At 57.6% G+C, this 20,230-nt stretch carries 18 protein-coding genes; 9 read left to right on the top strand and 9 right to left on the bottom strand.

The window, feature by feature from the left end:
- The first annotated feature begins 57 nt into the window (after positions 1-57).
- From lspA to WG915_RS02245, 3 genes are read left to right on the top strand one after another with little or no spacing between them, the layout of a single operon-like run.
- Positions 58-546: a signal peptidase II gene (gene lspA / locus WG915_RS02255; RefSeq protein WP_445227770.1), complete on the top strand. Its 489-nt coding sequence runs from the start codon at positions 58-60 to the stop codon at positions 544-546.
- Entirely contained in the window at positions 539-1,462 is a 924-nt protein-coding gene (locus tag WG915_RS02250) for an RluA family pseudouridine synthase (protein WP_339563742.1), read from the top strand. The genes lspA and WG915_RS02250 overlap by 8 nt, the downstream gene beginning before the upstream one ends.
- Positions 1,459-1,986, top strand: coding sequence for a hypothetical protein (locus tag WG915_RS02245; RefSeq protein WP_339563741.1), 528 nt, complete (start codon positions 1,459-1,461; stop codon positions 1,984-1,986). The genes WG915_RS02250 and WG915_RS02245 overlap by 4 nt, the downstream gene beginning before the upstream one ends.
- On the opposite strand, the gene rarD is transcribed toward WG915_RS02245, so the two are convergent.
- Positions 1,964-2,839: an EamA family transporter RarD gene (gene rarD, locus WG915_RS02240; protein WP_339563740.1), complete on the bottom strand. Its 876-nt coding sequence runs from the start codon at positions 2,837-2,839 to the stop codon at positions 1,964-1,966. The genes WG915_RS02245 and rarD overlap by 23 nt on opposite strands.
- A gap of 170 nt (positions 2,840-3,009) precedes the next feature.
- On the opposite strand from rarD, the gene dnaE reads away from it, so the two are divergent.
- Together dnaE and ilvA are read left to right on the top strand one after the other, a co-directional pair.
- Entirely contained in the window at positions 3,010-6,570 is a 3,561-nt protein-coding gene (gene dnaE, locus WG915_RS02235) for a DNA polymerase III subunit alpha (protein ID WP_339563739.1), read from the top strand.
- Between the two features lie 125 nt (positions 6,571-6,695).
- Positions 6,696-8,000 carry a threonine ammonia-lyase IlvA gene (ilvA, locus tag WG915_RS02230; RefSeq protein WP_339563738.1) on the top strand — a complete coding sequence of 435 codons (1,305 nt, stop codon included), beginning with the start codon at positions 6,696-6,698 and terminating at the stop codon, positions 7,998-8,000.
- Here ilvA and treZ read toward each other — a convergent pair.
- Positions 7,997-9,706 (bottom strand): malto-oligosyltrehalose trehalohydrolase, encoded by a 1,710-nt coding sequence (treZ, locus tag WG915_RS02225; protein ID WP_339563737.1) that lies wholly within the window; start codon positions 9,704-9,706, stop codon positions 7,997-7,999. The two genes, ilvA and treZ, sit on opposite strands and share 4 nt — an antisense overlap.
- Positions 9,707-9,819: 113 nt before the next feature.
- Here treZ and WG915_RS02220 point away from each other — a divergent pair, with 113 nt between their 5' ends.
- From WG915_RS02220 to WG915_RS02205, 4 genes are read left to right on the top strand one after another with little or no spacing between them, the layout of a single operon-like run.
- On the top strand, positions 9,820-10,299 hold the full coding sequence (locus WG915_RS02220; protein ID WP_339563736.1) for a hypothetical protein: 480 nt from the start codon (positions 9,820-9,822) through the stop codon (positions 10,297-10,299).
- 8 nt (positions 10,300-10,307) lie between these two features.
- On the top strand, positions 10,308-10,955 hold the full coding sequence (locus tag WG915_RS02215) for a YigZ family protein (RefSeq protein ID WP_339563735.1): 648 nt from the start codon (positions 10,308-10,310) through the stop codon (positions 10,953-10,955).
- 10 nt (positions 10,956-10,965) lie between these two features.
- Positions 10,966-11,199, top strand: coding sequence for a hypothetical protein (locus WG915_RS02210; RefSeq protein WP_339563734.1), 234 nt, complete (start codon positions 10,966-10,968; stop codon positions 11,197-11,199).
- A 13-nt stretch (positions 11,200-11,212) separates the two neighbouring features.
- Positions 11,213-11,578, top strand: a complete 366-nt coding sequence (locus tag WG915_RS02205) for an RNA-binding S4 domain-containing protein (RefSeq protein ID WP_339563733.1) — start codon at positions 11,213-11,215, stop codon at positions 11,576-11,578.
- Between the two features lie 2 nt (positions 11,579-11,580).
- On the opposite strand, the gene WG915_RS02200 is transcribed toward WG915_RS02205, so the two are convergent.
- The 7 genes from WG915_RS02200 to WG915_RS02170 all read right to left on the bottom strand — a co-directional run bounded on the left by WG915_RS02200 (position 11,581) and on the right by WG915_RS02170 (position 20,202).
- On the bottom strand, positions 11,581-11,709 hold the full coding sequence (locus WG915_RS02200) for a hypothetical protein (protein WP_339563732.1): 129 nt from the start codon (positions 11,707-11,709) through the stop codon (positions 11,581-11,583).
- Positions 11,710-11,757: 48 nt separating this feature from the next.
- Positions 11,758-12,762 (bottom strand): GTP pyrophosphokinase, encoded by a 1,005-nt coding sequence (locus tag WG915_RS02195; RefSeq protein WP_339563731.1) that lies wholly within the window; start codon positions 12,760-12,762, stop codon positions 11,758-11,760.
- A 3-nt stretch (positions 12,763-12,765) separates the two neighbouring features.
- Entirely contained in the window at positions 12,766-15,180 is a 2,415-nt protein-coding gene (gene treY, locus WG915_RS02190; RefSeq protein WP_339563730.1) for a malto-oligosyltrehalose synthase, read from the bottom strand.
- A 126-nt stretch (positions 15,181-15,306) separates the two neighbouring features.
- A complete protein-coding gene (locus tag WG915_RS02185; RefSeq protein WP_339563729.1) occupies positions 15,307-15,885 on the bottom strand; it encodes a hypothetical protein in 579 nt (192 codons plus the stop codon).
- A 93-nt stretch (positions 15,886-15,978) separates the two neighbouring features.
- Positions 15,979-17,316 (bottom strand): exonuclease domain-containing protein, encoded by a 1,338-nt coding sequence (locus tag WG915_RS02180; protein WP_339563728.1) that lies wholly within the window; start codon positions 17,314-17,316, stop codon positions 15,979-15,981.
- Between the two features lie 91 nt (positions 17,317-17,407).
- Positions 17,408-19,639, bottom strand: coding sequence for a glycogen debranching protein GlgX (glgX, locus tag WG915_RS02175; protein WP_339563727.1), 2,232 nt, complete (start codon positions 19,637-19,639; stop codon positions 17,408-17,410).
- Positions 19,640-19,653: 14 nt separating this feature from the next.
- Complete coding sequence (locus tag WG915_RS02170; RefSeq protein ID WP_339563726.1) at positions 19,654-20,202, bottom strand: TetR family transcriptional regulator; 549 nt, start codon at positions 20,200-20,202, stop codon at positions 19,654-19,656.
- Between the last annotated feature and the right edge of the window lie 28 nt (positions 20,203-20,230).

Genomic DNA, 20,230 nt, shown 5'->3' with positions numbered 1-20,230 from the left:
TTCGGGCAGGACTGCTGGCGAGGACCGAATAGAAAATCCACCCCGAGATAGGGAATGATGGAACGCGTGAGTGCTACAGGTAGGAGCTATGTTATTCCGATGGCGGCGATAGCCATCGTGGCGGCAGCGGTGGATCAAGGCACCAAAGCCATCATGCTGAACCTTCTGGACCCCGGGGTTGCTATGCCAATCCTTGGCGATTGGTTCCGCTTCTACCTGCTGTTCAACCCCGGTGCGGCGTTCTCGATGGGGGAGAACTCGACATGGCTATTCACCACCATCCAGCTGGTGTTCGTTTTGGGGATCGCAGTGTTTGCCCGCCGAGTACGCCAGCCGTGGCAGGCCACAGGACTCGCCCTCATCGCAGGTGGCGCCCTGGGAAATCTCATCGACCGGCTCTTCCGGGAGCCTGGCTTCTACTTTGGCCACGTGGTTGATTTCATTTCGGTGGGTAGCTTCGCGGTGTTCAATATTGCAGATTCCTGTATCACTGTTGGTGTGCTCTGCTTCATCATCAGCGCTTTTAGAGAGGAGCAGCATGCGTGAGAACCGTCAGTTACCAGTGCCAGAAGGCCTCGTAGGGATGCGCGTGGATGCGGCATTGGCTAAGCTCCTGGGCCTGTCCCGCACGATAGCTGCAGAGCTGGCCGAGTCCGGCGATGTGCTTGTCGACGGCCATAGCGTCGGAAAATCCGATCGCCTCAGCGCCGACGCGTGGCTCGATGTCACGCTTCCGGAACCGGAACAGCCCCTACTCCCAAAGGCAGAATTGGTCGAGGGGATGGATATCCTCTACTCAGATCAGGATCTCATTGCGGTGAACAAGCCCGTCGGTGTGGCTGCGCATCCCACTGTCGGTTGGGAAGGCCCGACCGTAGTAGGTGGACTGGCCGCCGCGGGTTTCCGAATTTCCACTTCGGGCCCGCCGGAACGCAAGGGGATTGTGCAGCGACTTGATGTCGGTACCTCGGGAGTGATGGTGGTGGCCGCCTCGGAGCGTGGCTATACCGTTCTCAAGCGTGCTTTCCGCGATCGCACCGTGTCGAAGACGTACCATGCTTTGGTGCAAGGCCACCCGGATCCGCTCACGGGCACCATCGATGCCCCGATTGGTCGGCATCCTTCAGCTGGTTGGAGATTCGCCGTCACCACCGGCGGTAAGCCCTCAGTGACGCACTACGAAACCATCGAGGCATTTCGGGAAGCAACCTTGCTTGAGGTGCACCTAGAAACCGGGCGCACTCACCAGATCCGCGTTCACTTTTCTTCCCTCCACCATCCGTGCTGTGGCGACCCGATGTACGGTTCTGACCCTAAGCTCAGCAAGCGCTTGGGACTATCACGACAGTGGCTCCATGCGGTGAAGCTCGGGTTCCACCATCCCGCCGACGGCCGCTACATGGAAGTTGAATCGCCGTATCCACCAGATCTCCAGCATGCCTTGGATGAGCTGCGCTCATGACAGCGGCCAGAGTGCGAAAGGTGCTTGCACTGCTCTGCACCTTGTTAATCATCGGCGCTGTGATAATGGCCAGCTTTGATGATCGCACCTCCAAACCGATGCTGAAAAACGGCGACGTGCTCGGTCAAGATACTGGCGAGAGCTACAGCCAGTATCAGCAGCGCGCTGACCACAGCCTAGTCGGAGCCTCCGGAACCTCCTGGGCGATGATTACTTTCGCCGAGCCGTTGCCAGCTGAGCACGCCGGGGCGCTTGTTGAGCAGCTCCACTTAAAACGCGTGAGTGGGGTGGTCTTTGCAGACGAAAAGCCGCAAGCACTTCCGGAACCAGTTGCCCCGGAAACCCGAATCGAGGTATTCGAGCGCTGGACCCCGCCCGCGAAGAATATCGTCGGGGTGATCGCTTATGACGATGCTGAGCTCTTCCGCGGACTGGCTGACAACCCGCAGCTCGGCGCAATCGAGGTATTGCCGCAAGGGGCAGCTTGGGGGCGCTTTGGTGTCAGGCCGGTTGCCGTCGATTAGCGCGCGTTGCTCGGCGCTGTAGCCAAATGTCGGTGAGGAAGATGCCCACCGAGACCCAAATGATTCCGAAGCCGAGCCATCGCACCGTCTCCAACTGCTCTTGCATGATGCACACTGCCCACAGCATTTGCATGGTTGGCGTCATGTATTGGAGCATTCCGATGGTCGACAGTGGGATGAGTTGCGCGGCCTTATTGAAGAGCAATAGTGGAAGCGCGGTGATGATGCCAGAGGAGATCAGGAGCGCGACATGTCCCGCGCCGTGCCCCGTAAACGTTGACGTGCCCTGCAGCGTGAGGTAACCGAGATAGCCCAGCGCCACCGGAAACAACACCACCGTCTCCGCTGCCAGCGAGGCCTCCGGGGAGAGCTGAATCCGCTTCTTGATCAAGCCATAGATGCCAAAGGAGAACGCGAGTGTGAGTCCCATAAGCGGCGGTTGCCCGGACAACGCAGCCAGCACAATGACGGCAATCGCCGCAATAGCCACACTGAGCTGCTGCAGTGGACGCAGCCGCTCCCGGAGCACCAGCATGCCGAGCACGACATTGACCAAGGGGTTAATGAAGTATCCCAATGCGGCCTCGGCAACATGCCCGGAGTTCACAGCGATGACATAGGTCAGCCAATTCACCGCGATGAAAACTGCGGCAAGTACCACTAGGAGCCAGGTAGCTCGGTCGGCGCGTCGCAGTTCTTGCGCTGCTTTGGTGACAAAGATCAGGGCAACCATCACCACGGCGGTCCACACAATGCGGTGCGCCAGAATCTCCACGGGAGTCGCAGGCTCGAGGAGTGGGAAGTAGGCGGCAAAACCGCCCCACATTAGATAAGCCAAGACCGCGTACCACATGAGCACAGACCTTACCCCGGTTCGATCGTTAAAGTTGTGGCTTTCCTGGCGCTTTCGATTGGGGCACAGCACTGCTGGCGGTGGCGGGATGCCCGGGGTGTGGGCAGGTCAATGAGGATAGTCGAAGCCGGTTGCTTATCGACGCCCCTGATTAAGTAGACTCACCCTTTATGGGCAACTCTTCCTTCGTTCACCTGCATAATCACACTGAGTATTCCATGCTCGATGGTATGGCCAAGATCGATATGTTGGCTGATGAGGTGAATCGCCAAGGTATGTCTGCCGTTGGTATTTCAGATCACGGCAATATGTATGGCTCCGATGCTTTCTACCAGAAGATGACCTCTTCCGGCATCAAGCCCATCATTGGAATCGAAGCCTATCTTGCGCCCGAGTCACGCCTGAACAAGCAACGCATCCGCTGGGGAGAACCGCACCAAAAATCCGATGACGTTTCCGCCTCGGGCGCCTATCTCCATCAGACGATGTGGGCAGAAAACGTTGAGGGGCTACGGAACCTGTTTTACCTTTCCTCGATGGCCTCTTACGAAGGCCAGCTGGGCAAGTGGCCACGTATGGATGCGGAGATTATCGCGGAGCGCGCCTCTGGCATCATCGCCACCACTGGATGTCCATCGGGCGATGTTCAGACTCGGCTCCGCCTGGGACAGTTCAATGAAGCTCTCGAGGCTGCCGCGATGTGGCAGGACATTTACGGCAAAGAAAATTACTTCCTTGAGCTGATGGACCATGGCCTGGACATCGAAAACCGGGTGCGCGCGGAATTGCTCGAGATCGGCCGGAAGCTGGATTTGCCGCCACTGGTGACCAATGACTGCCACTATGTGCTCGAATCCCAGGCCCAGGCTCACGAGGCGATGCTGTGTGTGCAAACCGGCAAGACCCTGCATGACGAGGATCGTTTCAAGTTTGATGGTACTGGCTACTACATTAAAACCGCCGCAGAGATGCGGGCCGGCTGGGACCACACTGTCCCTGGGGCCTGCGATAACACCCTGCTCATCGCGGAGCGTGTGGAGGATTACAGCGAGATCTGGGAAGCTCACCCACACGACCGGATGCCGGTCGCTGATGTTCCGGAAGGTGAAACCCCGACCACGTGGTTGCATCATGAAGTGATGGCGGGCCTGCAGGATCGTTTCCCGGGTAAAGAAGTTCCACAGGAATACATCGATCGTGCTGAGTACGAGATCAAAGTCATTGATATGAAGGGGTATCCTTCTTACTTCCTCATCGTGGCGGAGCTGATCAAGCACGCCCGATCCATCGGTATTCGCGTGGGCCCCGGGCGTGGCTCGGCGGCAGGCGCACTGGTGGCCTATGCGCTGACGATCACCAACATTGACCCGATCGAGCACGACCTGCTGTTCGAGCGCTTCCTCAACCCGGAACGACCTTCCGCTCCCGATATTGATATCGACTTTGACGACCGTCGTCGCGGCGAAATGATTCGTTATGCCTCTGAGCGCTGGGGCGAGGACAAGATCGCCCAGGTGATTACCTTCGGAACGGTGAAGACCAAGCAGGCACTGAAAGACTCAGCTCGCGTACAGTTCGGCCAGGCTGGCTATCAGATGGCAGACCGTATTACCAAAGTGCTGCCGCCGGCGATCATGGCTAAAGACATCCCATTGTCCGGAATTACAGATCCGGAGCATCCGCGCTATGGCGAGGCCGGCGAGGTGCGAAACCTGATTGAGACTGATCCGGATGTTCGCAAGATTTATGAGACGGCTCGTGGCCTCGAAGGCGTGGTGCGTCAGGCTGGTGTCCATGCTTGTGCCGTGATCATGGCGTCCGTCCCGCTCCTAGACTGCATCCCGATGTGGAAGCGGCAGCAGGACGGAGCGCTCATTACCGGTTGGCCGTATCCGGCCTGCGAGGCAATCGGCCTGCTGAAAATGGACTTTTTGGGTCTGCGAAACCTGACCGTGATTGGTGACGCGCTCGAGAACATTAAGCGCAACCGTGGCATCGAACTCGACCTGGAAAACCTGACCACGGATGACCCCGCAACCTATGAACTGCTTGCTCGTGGCGACACCCTGGGGGTGTTCCAGCTCGATGGCGGTGGCATGCGGGAACTGCTCAAGCGTATGGAGCCCACCGGCTTCGATGACATCGTTGCGGCACTTGCGCTGTACCGTCCGGGACCGATGGGTGTGAACGCTCACCTGGACTACGCCGATCGTAAGAATAGCCGTCAAGAGATCAAACCGATCCATCCGGAATTGGAGGAGCCGCTCAAAGAAATCTTGGGGGATACCTACGGCCTGATCGTGTATCAGGAGCAGATCATGCGTATTTCCCAGAAGGTTGCCAATTACACAGCGGGCCAAGCAGATGGCTTCCGTAAGGCCATGGGTAAGAAGAAACCTGAAGTGTTGGCGAAGGAATTCGTCGCATTTGAGGCTGGCATGTTGTCCAATGGCTTCTCCAAGGAAGCGATCAAGGCCCTGTGGGACACCATCGAGCCTTTTGCTGCCTACGCCTTCAATAAGTCCCATGCTGCAGGCTATGGTTTGGTGTCTTTTTGGACGGGGTATCTCAAGGCCAACTACACCGCAGAATATATGGCGGCGCTGCTTACTTCGGTGTCTGACAAGAAGGACAAGTCGGCTATCTATCTCGCAGACTGCCGGCACTTGGGCATTAAGGTTATGCCACCAGACGTAAACGAGTCCGTGCTGGACTTCGTGGCTGTTGGCGAGGACATTCGCTTTGGCCTCGGTGCTGTCCGCAACGTTGGCGAAGATGTGGTGGAGTCCATCGTTGCCTCGCGTGCGGAAAAGGGGCACTTCAAGGACTTCTCAGACTATCTAGACAAGATCGACACCGTGCCGTGCAACAAGCGTGTCACCGAATCACTTATTAAGGCCGGAGCCTTTGATTCTCTGGGGCACAGCCGCAAGGGGCTGATGCTGGTGCATGAGGACGCGGTGGATTCCGTAACCGCCACCAAGAAGGCGGCCGACAAGGGGCAATTCGATCTTTTTGCTGGCTTCGGTGGCTCCGAAGACGGGGAGGCGGAGAACTTCTTCGCAGTGCAGGTCCCAGAAGATACTTGGGAGCGCAAGCATGAGCTAGCACTGGAGCGGGAGATGCTCGGCCTGTACGTCTCCGGCCACCCGCTGGATGGCTTCGAGGAGGCCCTCGCGGCGCAAACCGATACGGCGCTCACCACGATTTTGGGTGGGGAGCTGCGGCACGGGGCGGAGGTGACTATCGGTGGCATTATTTCGGCCGTCGATAGGCGTTTTAGCAAGAAGGACGGTTCACCGTGGGCGATCGTCACAGTGGAGGATCACAATGGTGCCTCCGTGGAGCTCCTGGTGTTCAACAAGATCTATAACCTTGTGGCAACGCAACTGGTTGAGGACAACATCATCCTGGCTAAGGCCCACATCTCCATTCGCGATGATCGTATGAGCCTGTTTTGTGATGACTTGAAAACACCGGAGCTCGGTGCCGGAAACGGTTCGGGTTTGCCTCTCAAACTGGTGATGCGTACCGATCAGTGCACGATGGAGAATATCGCCCGTCTGAAAGAGGTGCTGCTGTCCAACGCTGGCGAGTCCGACGTTTACCTCAAGCTTGTCGACGGCAATAATTCGACGATGCTGGTCCTCGGTGATCATCTGCGCGTAAACCGCTCGGGCAATCTCATGGGCGATCTCAAGGCGACTATGGGGCCGGGAATCCTGGGTTAGGAGTGCCCAGCGTCGAATGACTGCATTCGATACCGCGCTGTTCCCTGTGAAGAATACGGACCCCATAATCCATTTGTGGGATACCTATCCCACTAGGCGGGCGGTGGGGAGGGTAGGATGTGATCATGACCGATCACTTAACTCAGGAAAATACGTCCCTCGCTGGAGAAAACGCCGCCATCCGTGCGGCAGATATTCAACTGGCGCAGGCACGAATTTCCGCAGTGATCGCACCCACCCCCCTGCAATACTGCCCCCGACTTTCCGAAGCAACCGGGGCGCAGGTCTACCTGAAGCGGGAGGACTTGCAGGATGTGCGCTCTTACAAGATCCGCGGAGCCTACAACAACATCGTGCAGTTGGACGAAGCAGAGCGCGCCGCTGGAATCGTAGCGGCCTCTGCCGGAAATCATGCTCAAGGCGTCGCCTATGCCTGCCGGTCCTTGGGCATAACGGGCCGCATCTTCGTGCCAGAATCCACCCCGAAGCAAAAGCTCAGTCGCATCCTGGTGCACGGCAAGGGCGCAGTGGAACTCGAGTTGAGGGGCGCAAGCTTTGATGAGGCGGCCGCCGCCGCGCGTGCCTACGCCGCCGAGACCGGGGCGACTTTGGTGGAGCCTTTTGATGCTCGTGACACCATCATCGGGCAGGGCACTGTCGCAGCCGAGATCCTCTCCCAGCTCACGGCTTTGGGCAAACACGCGGATTCCGTAGTAGTACCAGTCGGCGGTGGTGGCCTGCTTGCAGGAGTATTGTCCTACCTGCGAGACATGGCCCCACTCACGGCAGTTATTGGCGCAGAGCCGCTCACCGCAGCATCCATGCAAGCGGCATTGCAGAACAACGGGCCGATCACCCTAGAAGACATAGACCCCTTCGTAGATGGTGCGGCAGTAAAACGCGTCGGAGACTTGAACTACCAGGTGGTGGATAAGCAGCGTTCACGATTGCACATGGTCTCGGTCTCCGAGGGGGCAGTGTGCACTGAGATGCTCGACCTATATCAAAACGAGGGCATCGTCGCGGAGCCGGCGGGAGCACTGTCAGTAGCTGTCCTGAAATCGCTCGCGATCAAACCGGGCGAAGTGATCGTATGTATCATTTCCGGGGGCAACAATGACGTCCTGCGCTACAACGAAATCGTAGAACGCTCCCTCGTTCACCAGGGACTGAAGCACTACTTCTTGGTGAACTTCCCGCAGGAGCCCGGCCAGCTGCGCCACTTCCTCAACGACGTCCTCGGCCCTGAGGATGACATCACCCGATTCGAGTACCTCAAGCGCAACAACAGGGACACTGGGGCAGCGCTGGTGGGCATTCAGCTAGGAAAAGCAAGCGACCTTGCCGCGCTGTTGGAACGCATGACAGCCTCCAAGATCTACTGCCAGCAGCTTGAGCCCGGAACATCGGAATATGAATTTCTGACCTAGGTGAGGATCGCGAATCCCCACGGGTCGAGAACAGTCTCGAACTGTCCTACCTGCGGCGCGGTGAAGGTATAGCGCAGCTCACCACCGAAAGGTACGCGCACCTGCGCGGCGGAGAAGTTCGCCACGATGCGCACGTCCTCGTGCCCGAACGCTAACCAGCTCTCGCCGTATTGCACGTCCAAATGCTCCAAATATGGGCGAGCAAGGCGCAGTTCCTGCCGCAGTGAAAGCAACGTGCGGTAGGCCTCCAAAATCCCGGCTTGTTCCGCATCAAAATCCCAGACGAGTCGGGAGCGTTCAAAGGTGTCGGGGTCGGCTGGATCAGGGACCAGCCCCTCATCCCAACCATTGCGCTTGAACTCGTTCATGCGACCTTCCCGGGTCAAGCGGCACAACTCGGGGTCAGAGTGGGATACGAAGAAACAAAATGGTGTCTTCGCACCGAACTCCTCACCCATAAACAGCATTGGGGTAAACGGAGCACAGAGCACAATCGCAGCTTTCAACACTTGTTGCTCCGGCGTCAGATTCATAGACGGCCGGTCACCAGCTGCGCGGTTACCTACTTGGTCATGAGTGGTGGTGTAGGTGACGAACTTGGAGGCTGGGACGATAGTGGTATCGATCCGACGTCCGTGGGTGCGGCCACGGAAGGTAGAAAACGTTTCCGCATGTAGGAATACGTTCTTTAGAGTTTCTGCCAGCACCTCGGTAGTGCCGAAGTCCGCGTAGTAGGCGTGTTGTTCCCCGGACACCAGCGCATGGAGTGCGTGGTGAACATCGTCTATCCACTGCCCATCAAGGCCATAGCCACCCGCTTGCTGGGCGGAAACCAGGCGGGGATCGTTTTGGTCTGATTCTGCGATCAGAACGCGGGGGATCCCCGTCGTGGCCTCGACGTCATTCTTGAGGTAAGTCAGCTGCTCCAGCAGGTGGATCGCGCCAGGATCATAAAGGGCATGAACAGCATCAAGCCGAATGCCGTCCACATGGAATTCCTCGAACCACATCCGGACCGCGTCTTGAATGTACGCACGGACAGCATCGGACCCGAAGCCCATCAGGTTGATGGTGTCTCCCCAGCCGGTGTTGCTCGGCTGGGTGTAAGGGCCGAACATCCCGTTGTAGTTGCCTTCAGGGCCGAAATGATTGAAGACGCAATCCATCATCACTGCAAAGCCGGCGTTGTGCGCTGCGTTGATAAAACGCTTAAAGCCAAGGCGGCCACCGTAACCTTCGTGAACGGCGTGCCAGAGGACGCCGTCGTAACCCCAGTTGCGGTCACCAGCAAAGGGCTGCACTGGCATGAGCTCGATCGTAGTGACACCTAGTTCACGCAGGTAGTCCAGCTTGTCTATCAAGGCATCGAAGGTGCCCTCGGAAGTGAATGTGCCAACGTGCAGCTCATAGATCACTTGTCCAGGAAGGATGCGGCCCGTCCAGTTCTGGTCGCTCCAATCGAATCCTTGCTCGCTGACCAGTGACAGGCCATGCACGCCATCGGGCTGTGCGGTGGAGCGTGGGTCAGGAAGCAGGGGAGACCAGCTAGTGCCGTCGAAAAGCGAGAAACCGTAGCGCTGACCGGGGTGCTTTTCGACGTCACTGGTCCACCACCCGTGTTCGCTAGCGCGCATCGGGTAGCTTGTTCCATCCACCTCCACAGCAGCATCGGTAGCGTTTGGGGCCCACACTTCAAAAACAGACATACTTCATAGGCTAAACCATCACCTGGCATGGCACTAAGGGGAAACTTGGGAAACCTGAACCAGTGCGACTGCAGTGAGGTTCGTTGATGCACCAGGTTGGTAGCCTTGTCTCCATGAGCGATACTGCAGCCGAATTTGACGTGTGCGAGGAACAACAAGTGCCAACCGTGGTGCTCACACGTAACGGCGTTCCTCCCGAAGGTATCGCTGAACTTTATGATTCGGCCTTCGCTGCTTTTCGTACCGCCATCGCTGCCGGCGAGGTAAGTCCCACCGGACCCGCTACCGCTGTGTACCTTCGTATGGCAGAAACCGTAGATGTGGAATTGGGATTTCCGGGCACCTTGCACGGGGCGCACCCCCGTTTCGTCCGATCGGTGCTGCCGGGCGGACTCGTAGCTCGCCACACTTATCTCGGCTCCTACCAAGGTCTGGCCGTGGAGTGGATGCAGTTTGTTAGTGAATTACATGCGGCGGGCTGGGAAGTCGCCGGCCCCTGTTGGGAAAGTTACGTTACGCAGCCGACGAAGGACATCGATCCAACTACACTGCGCACAGACCTGTGTTGCCTCGTTCATCGTGGACAGCTCTAGGCCCTAAGATGCAGCCAACTATCTATCGACGCCCAGCGCAGGGCGAGGTATTCCGCAGCGAATTCGAAATCAAGCGTTCTAAATTTCTCGGGTTCATCGCCCAGGCTACGTGCGAAGGAGAAGCGCGGGCTTTTATCGCGGAGATCAAATCGCAATTCCCAGATGCGAGGCATCATTGCAGCGCGTTCCGGTATCACGTTGCTCATGCCAATCCTGTCGAGCGCTCGAGCGACGATGGCGAGCCATCAGGTACCGCAGGGCTACCGATGCTCGATGTGCTGCGGGGAAGTGGGTTGCTGGATGTGGTCGCGGTCAGTGTGCGCTACTTCGGGGGCATCAAGTTGGGTACCGGCGGGTTGGTCCGCGCCTACTCTGAATCTACGCAGTTGACGCTGGAGCAAGTACGCAGCGAAAGCCGCGGATTGCGGGAATTGTATCGCTTGGAGGTCGGGCACGATGTAGCCGGCAAACTTGAAGCGGAGTTACGCCGGCATGACTTTGCCGTCGTCGATGCTGAATACGGCGCGAAGGTGGTGCTGACTATTGGCGTGTCACCCGGGCAACGGCCAGAGCTAGATGCCATGCTCGCCGAAAGTACCCAGGGGCGGGCTGACACCAAGCTCATTGGCTCAGAATGGATTGATTTACGCTGCTAAAGTTGATGCCATGACGATGCAACAGTACCCACGCAACCCAATCGAACAACGCAAAGCCGCAGTGCGAAAATACTCCCGCAATGGTGTGCTGGCAGTCGCTACGGGCCTCGGCGGTGGCGTCGCGCTGTGGTTGATGGCGGATCAGGCCGCCTTCCTGGTGGTGGGGCTGGTGCTGGCCGTCATTGGTGGCTTCATTAACTACCGACGTGTACAGAAAATAGTTAACTACCGCGACGAGTACTAGAAGAGCTCTAACAGTGGAATCAGCACGCATCGATGCGTGGGTGTGGGCGGTACGGCTCATCAAGACCCGTTCGGCAGCGGCCGAGGCCTGCAAAGCTGGACACATCAAACTTAACGGCACCGCAGTAAAACCGTCTCAGCTAGTAGTGCCGGGGGATCGAGTTCGAGTATGGGTGGACCATAGGGAACACGACGTTGAGGTGGTGCAGACCATTAAGAAGCGGGTAGGGGCAGCAATCGCACGTACCTGCTACGTGGATCACTCGCCACCGGCACCGCCGAAAGAAATAATTGCCTCGATCCCGAAACGGGAACGAGGCGCGGGCCGACCTACTAAGCGGGAACGCCGGGAGATCGACCGCCTCATGGGGCGAGGCTGAACTTACATGTTCAGTCCCCAGTCCGCTGGTGGGAAATCAATGCCACGCTCGCGGAAGAAATCAGCAACGGTCAGCGCCCAAACATGCAGCGCATCGGCGAGCTGAGGGAAATCATGCAACGTGGAAACCATCAGGTTTGACTCCTATGTATCTATGCGGCTTATGTGTTGACTATAAACCTACTCGTTTTCTTCAGCAATCCCGGCGGCGACCATAGTATTCAAGCGATTTTTCAAGCGATTAGTGCGTTGGGATGCATGCCGCCCAGAATCCTTCGTGCGATCGATGTGCAATTGGCCGAAACGACGCAGTAGCAAGTCATCGATGATGCGGATTTGGCCTGGAACAAACTGGTACTTCATCGCAGTCTCCACGACCTTAATGTCGAGGTCAGAGAGCAAAGTGCGCAACTCGCTAACGGTTGTAATGCCGTTTGCTGCCAGGATTTCTTCGAGCCAAGAGTAGTACTCGGAGCGTGAGCGCGGGAAGCGGTTGCCGACGAGCATCGCAAGTACTCCTGGCAAGGTCTCTGCGGTGAGTTCTACTTCATCCGCCGGAGCAGGAGCTTCGCCTTGAATCCGGGCGATTTGGTCAAACTGCTGGTCAGCAAGCTCAATCAATCCGGCGGCGAGGGTAAATGCACGATCCACTCGCGGGTCTAGGGTCTGGGCACCTTTGTAACGAATGTCATGTTCAAATTCTGCCCAGGCGTGCTGCAGGACGGTACGGACCTGCACCTCAAAAGTCATGCCACGGTACTCAGCGAGGTCTTCTGCATCTTCCGGTACTTGGACGATCAGGTGGTAAGAACCGTATCCAAAATCGCCCGCGATACGAGTCTCCGCCGCCTTATCGACGCTCTTGATCACCGTGAAGGCCTGGCTCAGCACATCAAGAACAACAGGGATATCGGCAGAGAAGTAAGTGGTGATGCGAATACCGATGATGTCTTTCACATCGCGCCAGGGATCTGGATACTCGAAGGCTCCGTTGACGTGGCGTTGCATGGCTTTGGTCTTTAGCGACCGCCACGTCTTGATCCGGGCAGCAACTCGGTCAAAGGACACACCGGCATCCACGAGTAGTTCCTCAATCACTTCGCGGAAATCGCTGGCAGCGTTGGGGTGATGGCGCACCCACTCGTGGTAAACCGATCCGAGCTGGGAGATACGTTTCTGGCTCATGATTTAGGGTTTCACCAGCACAAGTAACGCGGTGGGTAAGGTTTCCAGCAGCTGACTTACTAAAACGTCACCACTGAACTCGCGCCCCGATAGTTTGTCGCACCAGGTTCCTGCTGGCAGGGTCACGGTGGTATCTCCCCAGCCACCGGCGCGCTCCAGCTGGATAGGCTTGCGGGTTGCGACTGCGATGACCTGCAAGTCACGCTGAGATTTTCCACGAGCCATGCCGACCAGGTGAGTCTCATTTGGGCCAACGGCGTACACAGCTTGGTAGTCGGCGCCTTCGAAGGATTCTGGGTGTTCCAGTCGGGTGTGCAATGCAGCATTGACCACGGCAAGCTTGGCCATGTCGGCATCAGCAGCTAGCTCAGCATCAAGGGCCCCGTTCTCCTGCAGTATGCCCAGCTTTTGGCTCCGAGCGGTGTAGTCGACAAAAGCGCGATTGTCGGGATCTACCAAAGAGTCGGTGAAAAACTCGTTGCCTTGGTAAATGTCGGGAATTCCGGGTCCGATGAGTTGTAGCATCTTGCGTCCCAAGGAGATCGTCGTGGCAGCTGGGGCGAGCAGGGAAACGAACTCGTTGAGCTGCGCAGTGGCAGGACCGTCGAAAAGCGCGTCGACCCAATGGGCAACATCAGATTCGAAAGAATCATTCGGCTCCGTCCACGCGGTGTGGACGCCAGCCTCGCGCACAGCCTTGAGCGCATAAGCTTGGAATCGCTTGCGAAGGGTATCGCTTGGCTCGCCATCAGCCGGCCAAATGCCCACCAAGTTTTGCAGCAGGAAGTGACCCGTTGCGCCGTCTGGGGGCGGGGTAATCGCGGTGACTTTGGTGATGAACTCAGCGAACTCGCTCGGTACTTCGGAGATTTCGATGATTCGGGCGCGAACATCCTCGCCACGTTTGGTGTCGTGGGTGGAAAGCGTAGTCATGGAGGCAGGCCACAGGAGAGCCCGCTCGTGTTGGAGCATGTGGAATTCAGCCGCTGAGACGCCAAACCTTCCGGGCGCGCCTCCGACTTCCTGGAGGGCTACCAGCCGTGAGGCGCGATAGAACATCTTGTCTTCCACGCCCTTAGCCATCACCGCACCACAGACTTGCGCGAAGCGGGTCGCCGCCTCGCCGTCGGCAAGCAGCGCTGCGGCGATGATATCGAGCGCATCGCGGTGTGAAGGGTAGCGCTGCACCATTTCGGCGATCACAGTGGCAGTGGTACGGGACAAGGAAATATAGTCGGCGCGATAGACCGGCATGAATGCAACCAACTCGACCAAGGACGCGATGAGTTGTTCTTCGCTGACGTGCGGCCCTGCTGTGGAAAAATTGTCACGGCGGATCGCGCGGGCGAGGCGCCGGACCTCGGTGCCCAGCTCACTCTGTGCTACCTCACTCTTCAACGCATGCTCGTTAGCTTCCAGCGAAGCCGCGTCCCAAGGGGAACCGGTGTGCTGCATAGCTAGCATGGACAGCGTGTCTACGCCTTCACGGGCGATGAAGACCCCATCGAACTCGCGGAGAGCGTCATAACCGGTCGTACCGTCTACGGGAAGACGGGGGTCAAGTGGCTCCTCCACCCCAAGGATCTTTTCAATGATCAACCAGCGATCTGGGCCAACAACGTCACGGAGGCGCTTGATGTAGCCGAAAGGATTGGCCAATCCGTCTGGGTGATCCACGCGCACGCCGTCAATCAAATCCAGGGCAACCAGTTCGCGCAGCACCTGGTGCGTGTGTTCAAACACAAGTGGGTCTTCCTGGCGGAGGCCAGCTAGCCCGTTGACCGAAAAGAAGCGTCGGTACCCGATCACGCCGTCACGCCAGTACATCAGGCGGTAAGACTGCTGCTGATACACCGCGATGGGGTCATCGCCTTCAGTGCCTGGTGCCACCGGGAAAATATGATCAAAGTAGCGCAGGACCGTCTCGTCCTCGTAAATATCCAGTACCAATTTCTCTTCGTCGCCATGCGCGCCCAGCACTGGCAGTCCTAGTTTTCCGTCAGCGCCATTGTCCTCGTGCCAGTCGATATCAAAGAAGTGCTCATACTGCGAGTCTTGACCATTCTTAAGTACGTCCCACCACCATGTGTTCAGCTCCGGCTGTGCGATGCCCACATGGTTCGGCACGATGTCGATGATGATCCCGATTCCGGCCGCTTGGGCCTGTGCCGCGAAGTCCTGAAACCCCGCCATGCCACCGAACTCAGGGTTGATCGTCGTTGGATCGGTAACGTCATAAGAGTGGTTCGAATCTGGAACCGCGGTCAAAATAGGGGACAGATAGACGTGGGAAACACCTAGCGCGGAAAGATACTCGAGCTGGTTTGCGGCCTCAGCGAACCCGAATGCGCGACCAGATTCTTCGGCTTTTGGTCCGCGCAGCTGCAGGCGGTAAGTAGCGGTGATCGGGCGACGCATGATGAATCAAATTCCTCCGTTGTCAGGGGCACGCACGTGAATACCGCTACAAGTTTAGGTAGGTTTGGCCGGCTTTGCTGTCAGCAACTAACCGGCAGTGCCCCCTAGTGGAATCAAAGGGCGTGGTTAGCGGGTGGAAATGAGCTCTGGAAACCCCTCGTGGTACATCAGTGGTCCGACTGCCCCAGGTAGTGCCGGTAGGTCAGCATCAGATAGCGCGGAATTGACGGCTATGAGGAAATGAGGACCGCAATAATAAAAGTGAATGCACGTAGTGTTGAGATACTGACGAGCACAACCAAGCAACCGGGAGAACAACTCGGGGTGTGCTAACCAGGTCGAGTCGTCTCCAACACTGGGACGGATTTGTATCGCGGTTCCAGTGGCGTTGATGCTGCGGACAAAGAAGCGTGCGGCCCCCAATTCCGTTGCTCGGTGAATCACGCCTTTTGCCACGCAATCCCAGGCTTTCAAGGCGGTAAACCCAAGGTCAGATAACGCACGGTGGCTTAGCAGTGTCTCCGAGTTGGCGTGCGGATCCCGAAATCCCACTCTGATCTCGGCAGACAATGCCACCGTTGCGGGTGATTCCGCGAAGGCGGAGTCGCTGAGCGCGGCGTCCACCTCCTCGGTTCTGCAAAGGGCAAAACTTAAGTGGTTGGTGTCGATCGTGGTGTTGGATTTATGCAGTACTGCGGTAGACATTTTCACTAACCCCCAATTAGCGAGAAAACGGTTCTACTTATATAGACTGAGCCAGCACTGCAAAAGGTTCCATCGGGGAGCGGATTATTTCTGCTAGAACGGCGGTTGCTCGTTTAGACCCAGCGCTGTGAACAGTTCCTTGTCGGTCCAAATGGCGATGTCTTGGCCCTTTTCCTGAAGTTCTTCGGCGCGCTTCTGCTTAGAAGTTTTGGTAGCCCAGGGGCCACACACCAGGATGGTAGTTTTCTTGGTGACGTTCTTCCCCACGCTGCCACCAGACTGGGCGATTCGCTTCCACAAGTCACCCTTCTCATAAGGCTCGAAATCACCAGTGAGAGTGACACACTGGCCGAACAACACACCGGAGGGGTCCGCGTCGGTGTTTGGCTCGGGAATAACCTCCGGGGTGGACACTCGTGACCAGGGCGCAGGTTGGCGTTTTGGTGTGGAGCTTTCAGGCGAAGCAATCGCTGCAGCTGTGTCATCTGGGCTCGGATCTGCGCCGAGCTTTTTGCGCTGTAATGCGATTCCAGCACCACTGCGATCGCGCAAGACTGGGTAAACACGATGCGGCTCCAGGATTCCCATAGTGAACCCGTTGGAATACATAAATTCTTGGCAGCTGCCGGCAAAACCGGCGCGCCGGGCGAGTGCGACGAAGATCCCGCCGCAGGCGGCAGCGTCCGCCGTGGCATCGTGGTGTTTGGTGAGGTCAACGTCTAAGCCGGCAGCCACCGTGGGTAGGCGATTATTGGCTAGTCCGAGTTTGGCGGCACGAGCTAGCAATAGGGTGCACCCAAAAATCATCGTTGGGGGAGTTATCTCGCAAGCAAGGCTGGCTCGGGAGAGTGCTGTGAAATCAAACTGGGCATTGTGAGCGACCAGCGGTAGGTCACCAACGAATTCGGTGAGTTGTGACAGGCGAGTAGGGAAGTCTGGCTGGCCAGCGACCTGATCTGGAGTAATCCCGTGAATCGCGATGTTGTCCTCACCGAAGTGTTCGAGCCCAGGGGGTGGGGTGAGCAACCAGGAGACTGAATCGGTGGGCTGGCCGTCAATAAACTTTACGGCTCCGATTTGGCAGATGGATCCCCAATCTGCGTTTGCGGTTTCCACGTCGAAAGCGACAAAGTTCATCCCGCGTACTGCGCCCTGCGAGGTAGGTGCTTTACCTTCGCGCGCTGCGGAGATGTCAGCTATCAGGGCACTGACCTGCTCGCGCTGTCGCGGGCTGAAAGTGACGCTCACATCAGCACCTGCAAGGTGGACCCATCCGCTGAGTAGATCGGAGGGCTCTTGTACAGAAACATCAGTGATGGTGTGCAGCGGCACGGATGCGGAGTGATACTGCAGCGCCTCCATCAGCGGGGAGTAATTAATTTCCACGCTGGTTGCAGTTACTTGAACGCGGGCACCGTGCGCTGCAATCACAAAAATCCTCTTCTGTGGGTTACCGGAAAACTCCCTACGCCGGGCAGTACCATTGCTGCTGTGCGCGGGGAGCCGAACTTAGCTTTCGAGTCTACTGGCTATCCGGAGTGCTCTCAGCAACGGGAGTGGCCGGAGCTTCTTCCGCTGCTGTTGCGCTGTCTCTTGCTGGAACTGGCGGTGTCATCTGCTTCAGCAACATGGCGCTGCGACCAGGGACGACCAGATGGCCCGTAGCTTCGAAAACCTCGTCACTCAGTGGGATTCCGGTTTGCTCCGTCGTGTCGATCTGGAGCTTCCAGCTTCCGCCGAGACGAGCGTCCGGCAGGGTGAAGTCGATGTCCTCATGGTAGGCGTTGAAGCAAAGCAGGTAGGAATCGTCGACCACGCGCTGCCCACGGTCATCTGGCTCAGCAATGGCGTTACCGTTGAGGTAGACCATGATCGACTTGCCGGAGGTAAAACCCCAGTCCTCATGAGTCATGAGGCGTCCTTCTGGGTTCAGCCACGCGATATCGCGCTCGGGCATGTCATCGCCGAGTGGACCGCCCGCGAGGAAGCGGCGACGTCGGAACACAGGGTGGTCGCGGCGGATCTCGAGGAGTCGCTGGGTAAAGGAAATGAGGTCGTGGTTGTCTTCGACCTGAGTCCAGTCGATCCAAGACAGTTCGGAGTCTTGGCAGTAGACGTTGTTATTGCCCTGTTGTGTGCGTCCCATTTCATCGCCGTGTGCGATCATCGGGGTGCCTTGAGACAGCAGGAGAGTGGTCAGGAAGTTACGGCGTTGCTGGCGGCGCAGTTTGAGGATTTCTGGATCCTCAGTGGGTCCCTCGGTGCCGCAGTTCCACGAGCGGTTGTGGGATTCTCCGTCGCGGCCACCCTCACCGTTGGCGTCGTTGTGCTTTTCGTTGTAGCTGACCAGGTCATTCAGGGTGAAACCGTCATGCGCGGTCACAAAGTTGATGGATGCGGTAGGGCGACGGCCGTTGTTGGCGTACAAATCGGAAGAGCCGGTGAGTCGGGATGCGAATTCTCCGAGGGTAGCTGGCTCGCCACGCCAGAAGTCGCGCATGGTGTCGCGGTATTTGCCGTTCCATTCGGTCCACAGCGGCGGGAAGTTGCCGACTTGGTAACCGCCTTCGCCGATGTCCCAGGGCTCTGCGATGAGTTTGACCTGGGAGACGATGGGGTCCTGTTGGACGAGGTCGAAGAATGCCGAGAGGCGATCGACGTCGTGTAACTCGCGGGCGAGGGTGGATGCGAGGTCGAAGCGGAAGCCGTCGACATGCATCTCGGAGACCCAGTACCGCAGGGAGTCCATGATCAGCTGCAGCGAGTGTGGGTGACGCACATTCAGAGAGTTACCGGTGCCGGTGTAGTCCATGTAGTGCTGGCGGTCGCCGTCAACCAAGCGATAGTAGGCCTCATTGTCAATGCCGCGGAAAGCGATGGTCGGGCCCATGTGGTTGCCTTCGGCGGTGTGGTTGTACACCACGTCGAGGATGACTTCGATGCCTGCCTCGTGGAAAGCGCGCACCATTCCCTTGAATTCCGAGACCGCGCCTCCGGGCTTGGTAGCGGCGGCGTAGTCCTGGTGTGGTGCGAAGAAACCGAAAGTGTTGTAACCCCAGTAGTTACGCAGTCCGAGGTCGCGCAGACGGTCATCCTGCAGGAATTGATGGACCGGCATGAGCTCGATGGCGGTGATACCGAGGTCTTTTAGATAGTTAATGATGGCCGGGTGTGCGAGACCGGCGTAGGTGCCACGCAGTTCTGCCGGGACATCAGGGTGCGTCATCGTCATGCCCTTGACATGAGCCTCGTAGATCACGGTCTCGTGGTACGGGGTCTTCGGGGCGCGATCGTTGGCCCAATCGAAGAACGGGTTGATAACCACGGAGCGCATGGTGTGGAGCAAGGAGTCTTCAGTGTTGCGCGCGTTGGGATCATCAGGGTTGTTGATGTCGTAGGAGAACAAAGACTGGTGGCCGTCAAACTCGCCGTCGAAAGCCTTGGCATAAGGATCTACGAGGAGCTTATTGGGATCGCAGCGGTGACCATTGGCAGGATCATAAGGACCGTAAACGCGGTAGCCATAGCGTTGTCCAGGCTGTACGCCAGGAAGATAACAATGCCAAATGTGGGCATCTACTTCTTCAAGATCGATGCGCTCTTCGTTTTGATCGCGGTCGATGAGACACAGCTCAACCTTCTCGGCAACATCCGAGAACAGCGCGAAGTTTGTTCCCGCCCCGTCATAGGTGGAACCGAGTGGGTATGCGTCTCCGGGCCAGATTTGTCGGGTGGTTGTCTGAGGTTCAGTCATGTGAAATACCTTACCTAGCCAAGGACAGAAACACCCGCCAGGATTAGTTCAAGACCAGCATGGAATTGTTTCTCGTAACTGCTTTCAGCTGCAGCTTGGGCGCCAATCGCTGCCTGCAATTGCTTCGTTGATTGCTCGTGCATCGTCGCTCCCATTATGAAGTTCAACAAGGTAATGGCGACGGTTTGTGACGTGTCAGGAGGCATTTTGCTCAAAGTATCGGTGGCATTCAGGGCGTCGATAAGCTGCTGTGCCATGGTGCCGACGGGCAGCGCAGCACTGACAACCTCGGCGCCGTCACGATGGGCGATCATTGTGGCCCGCAGGCGTGCACATAACTCCAGCGCCGACTGCTTTTCGACGCCCGCAGTATCCAAAACCGGTGCCAAGATCTGCGCTGCGATCGCTTCGATCAGGGACTGCTTGTTGGGGATATGCCAGTATAGGGCGCCGGGCACCACCTTGAGATGTTTCGCTAGCCGACGCATGGTCATATCGCCCAAGCCATACTCGTCAAGAATCTCGATCGCTGCCGTAATTATGCTCTCGCGGGTTAATTGCACGGCTTCCAGAATAGATGGTGCGCAGACA

It is taken from the genome of Corynebacterium sp. H128 (assembly GCF_037482625.1).
Classification (GTDB): Bacteria; Actinomycetota; Actinomycetes; order Mycobacteriales; family Mycobacteriaceae; genus Corynebacterium.
This window is presented reverse-complemented; position numbering and strand designations above follow the sequence as displayed.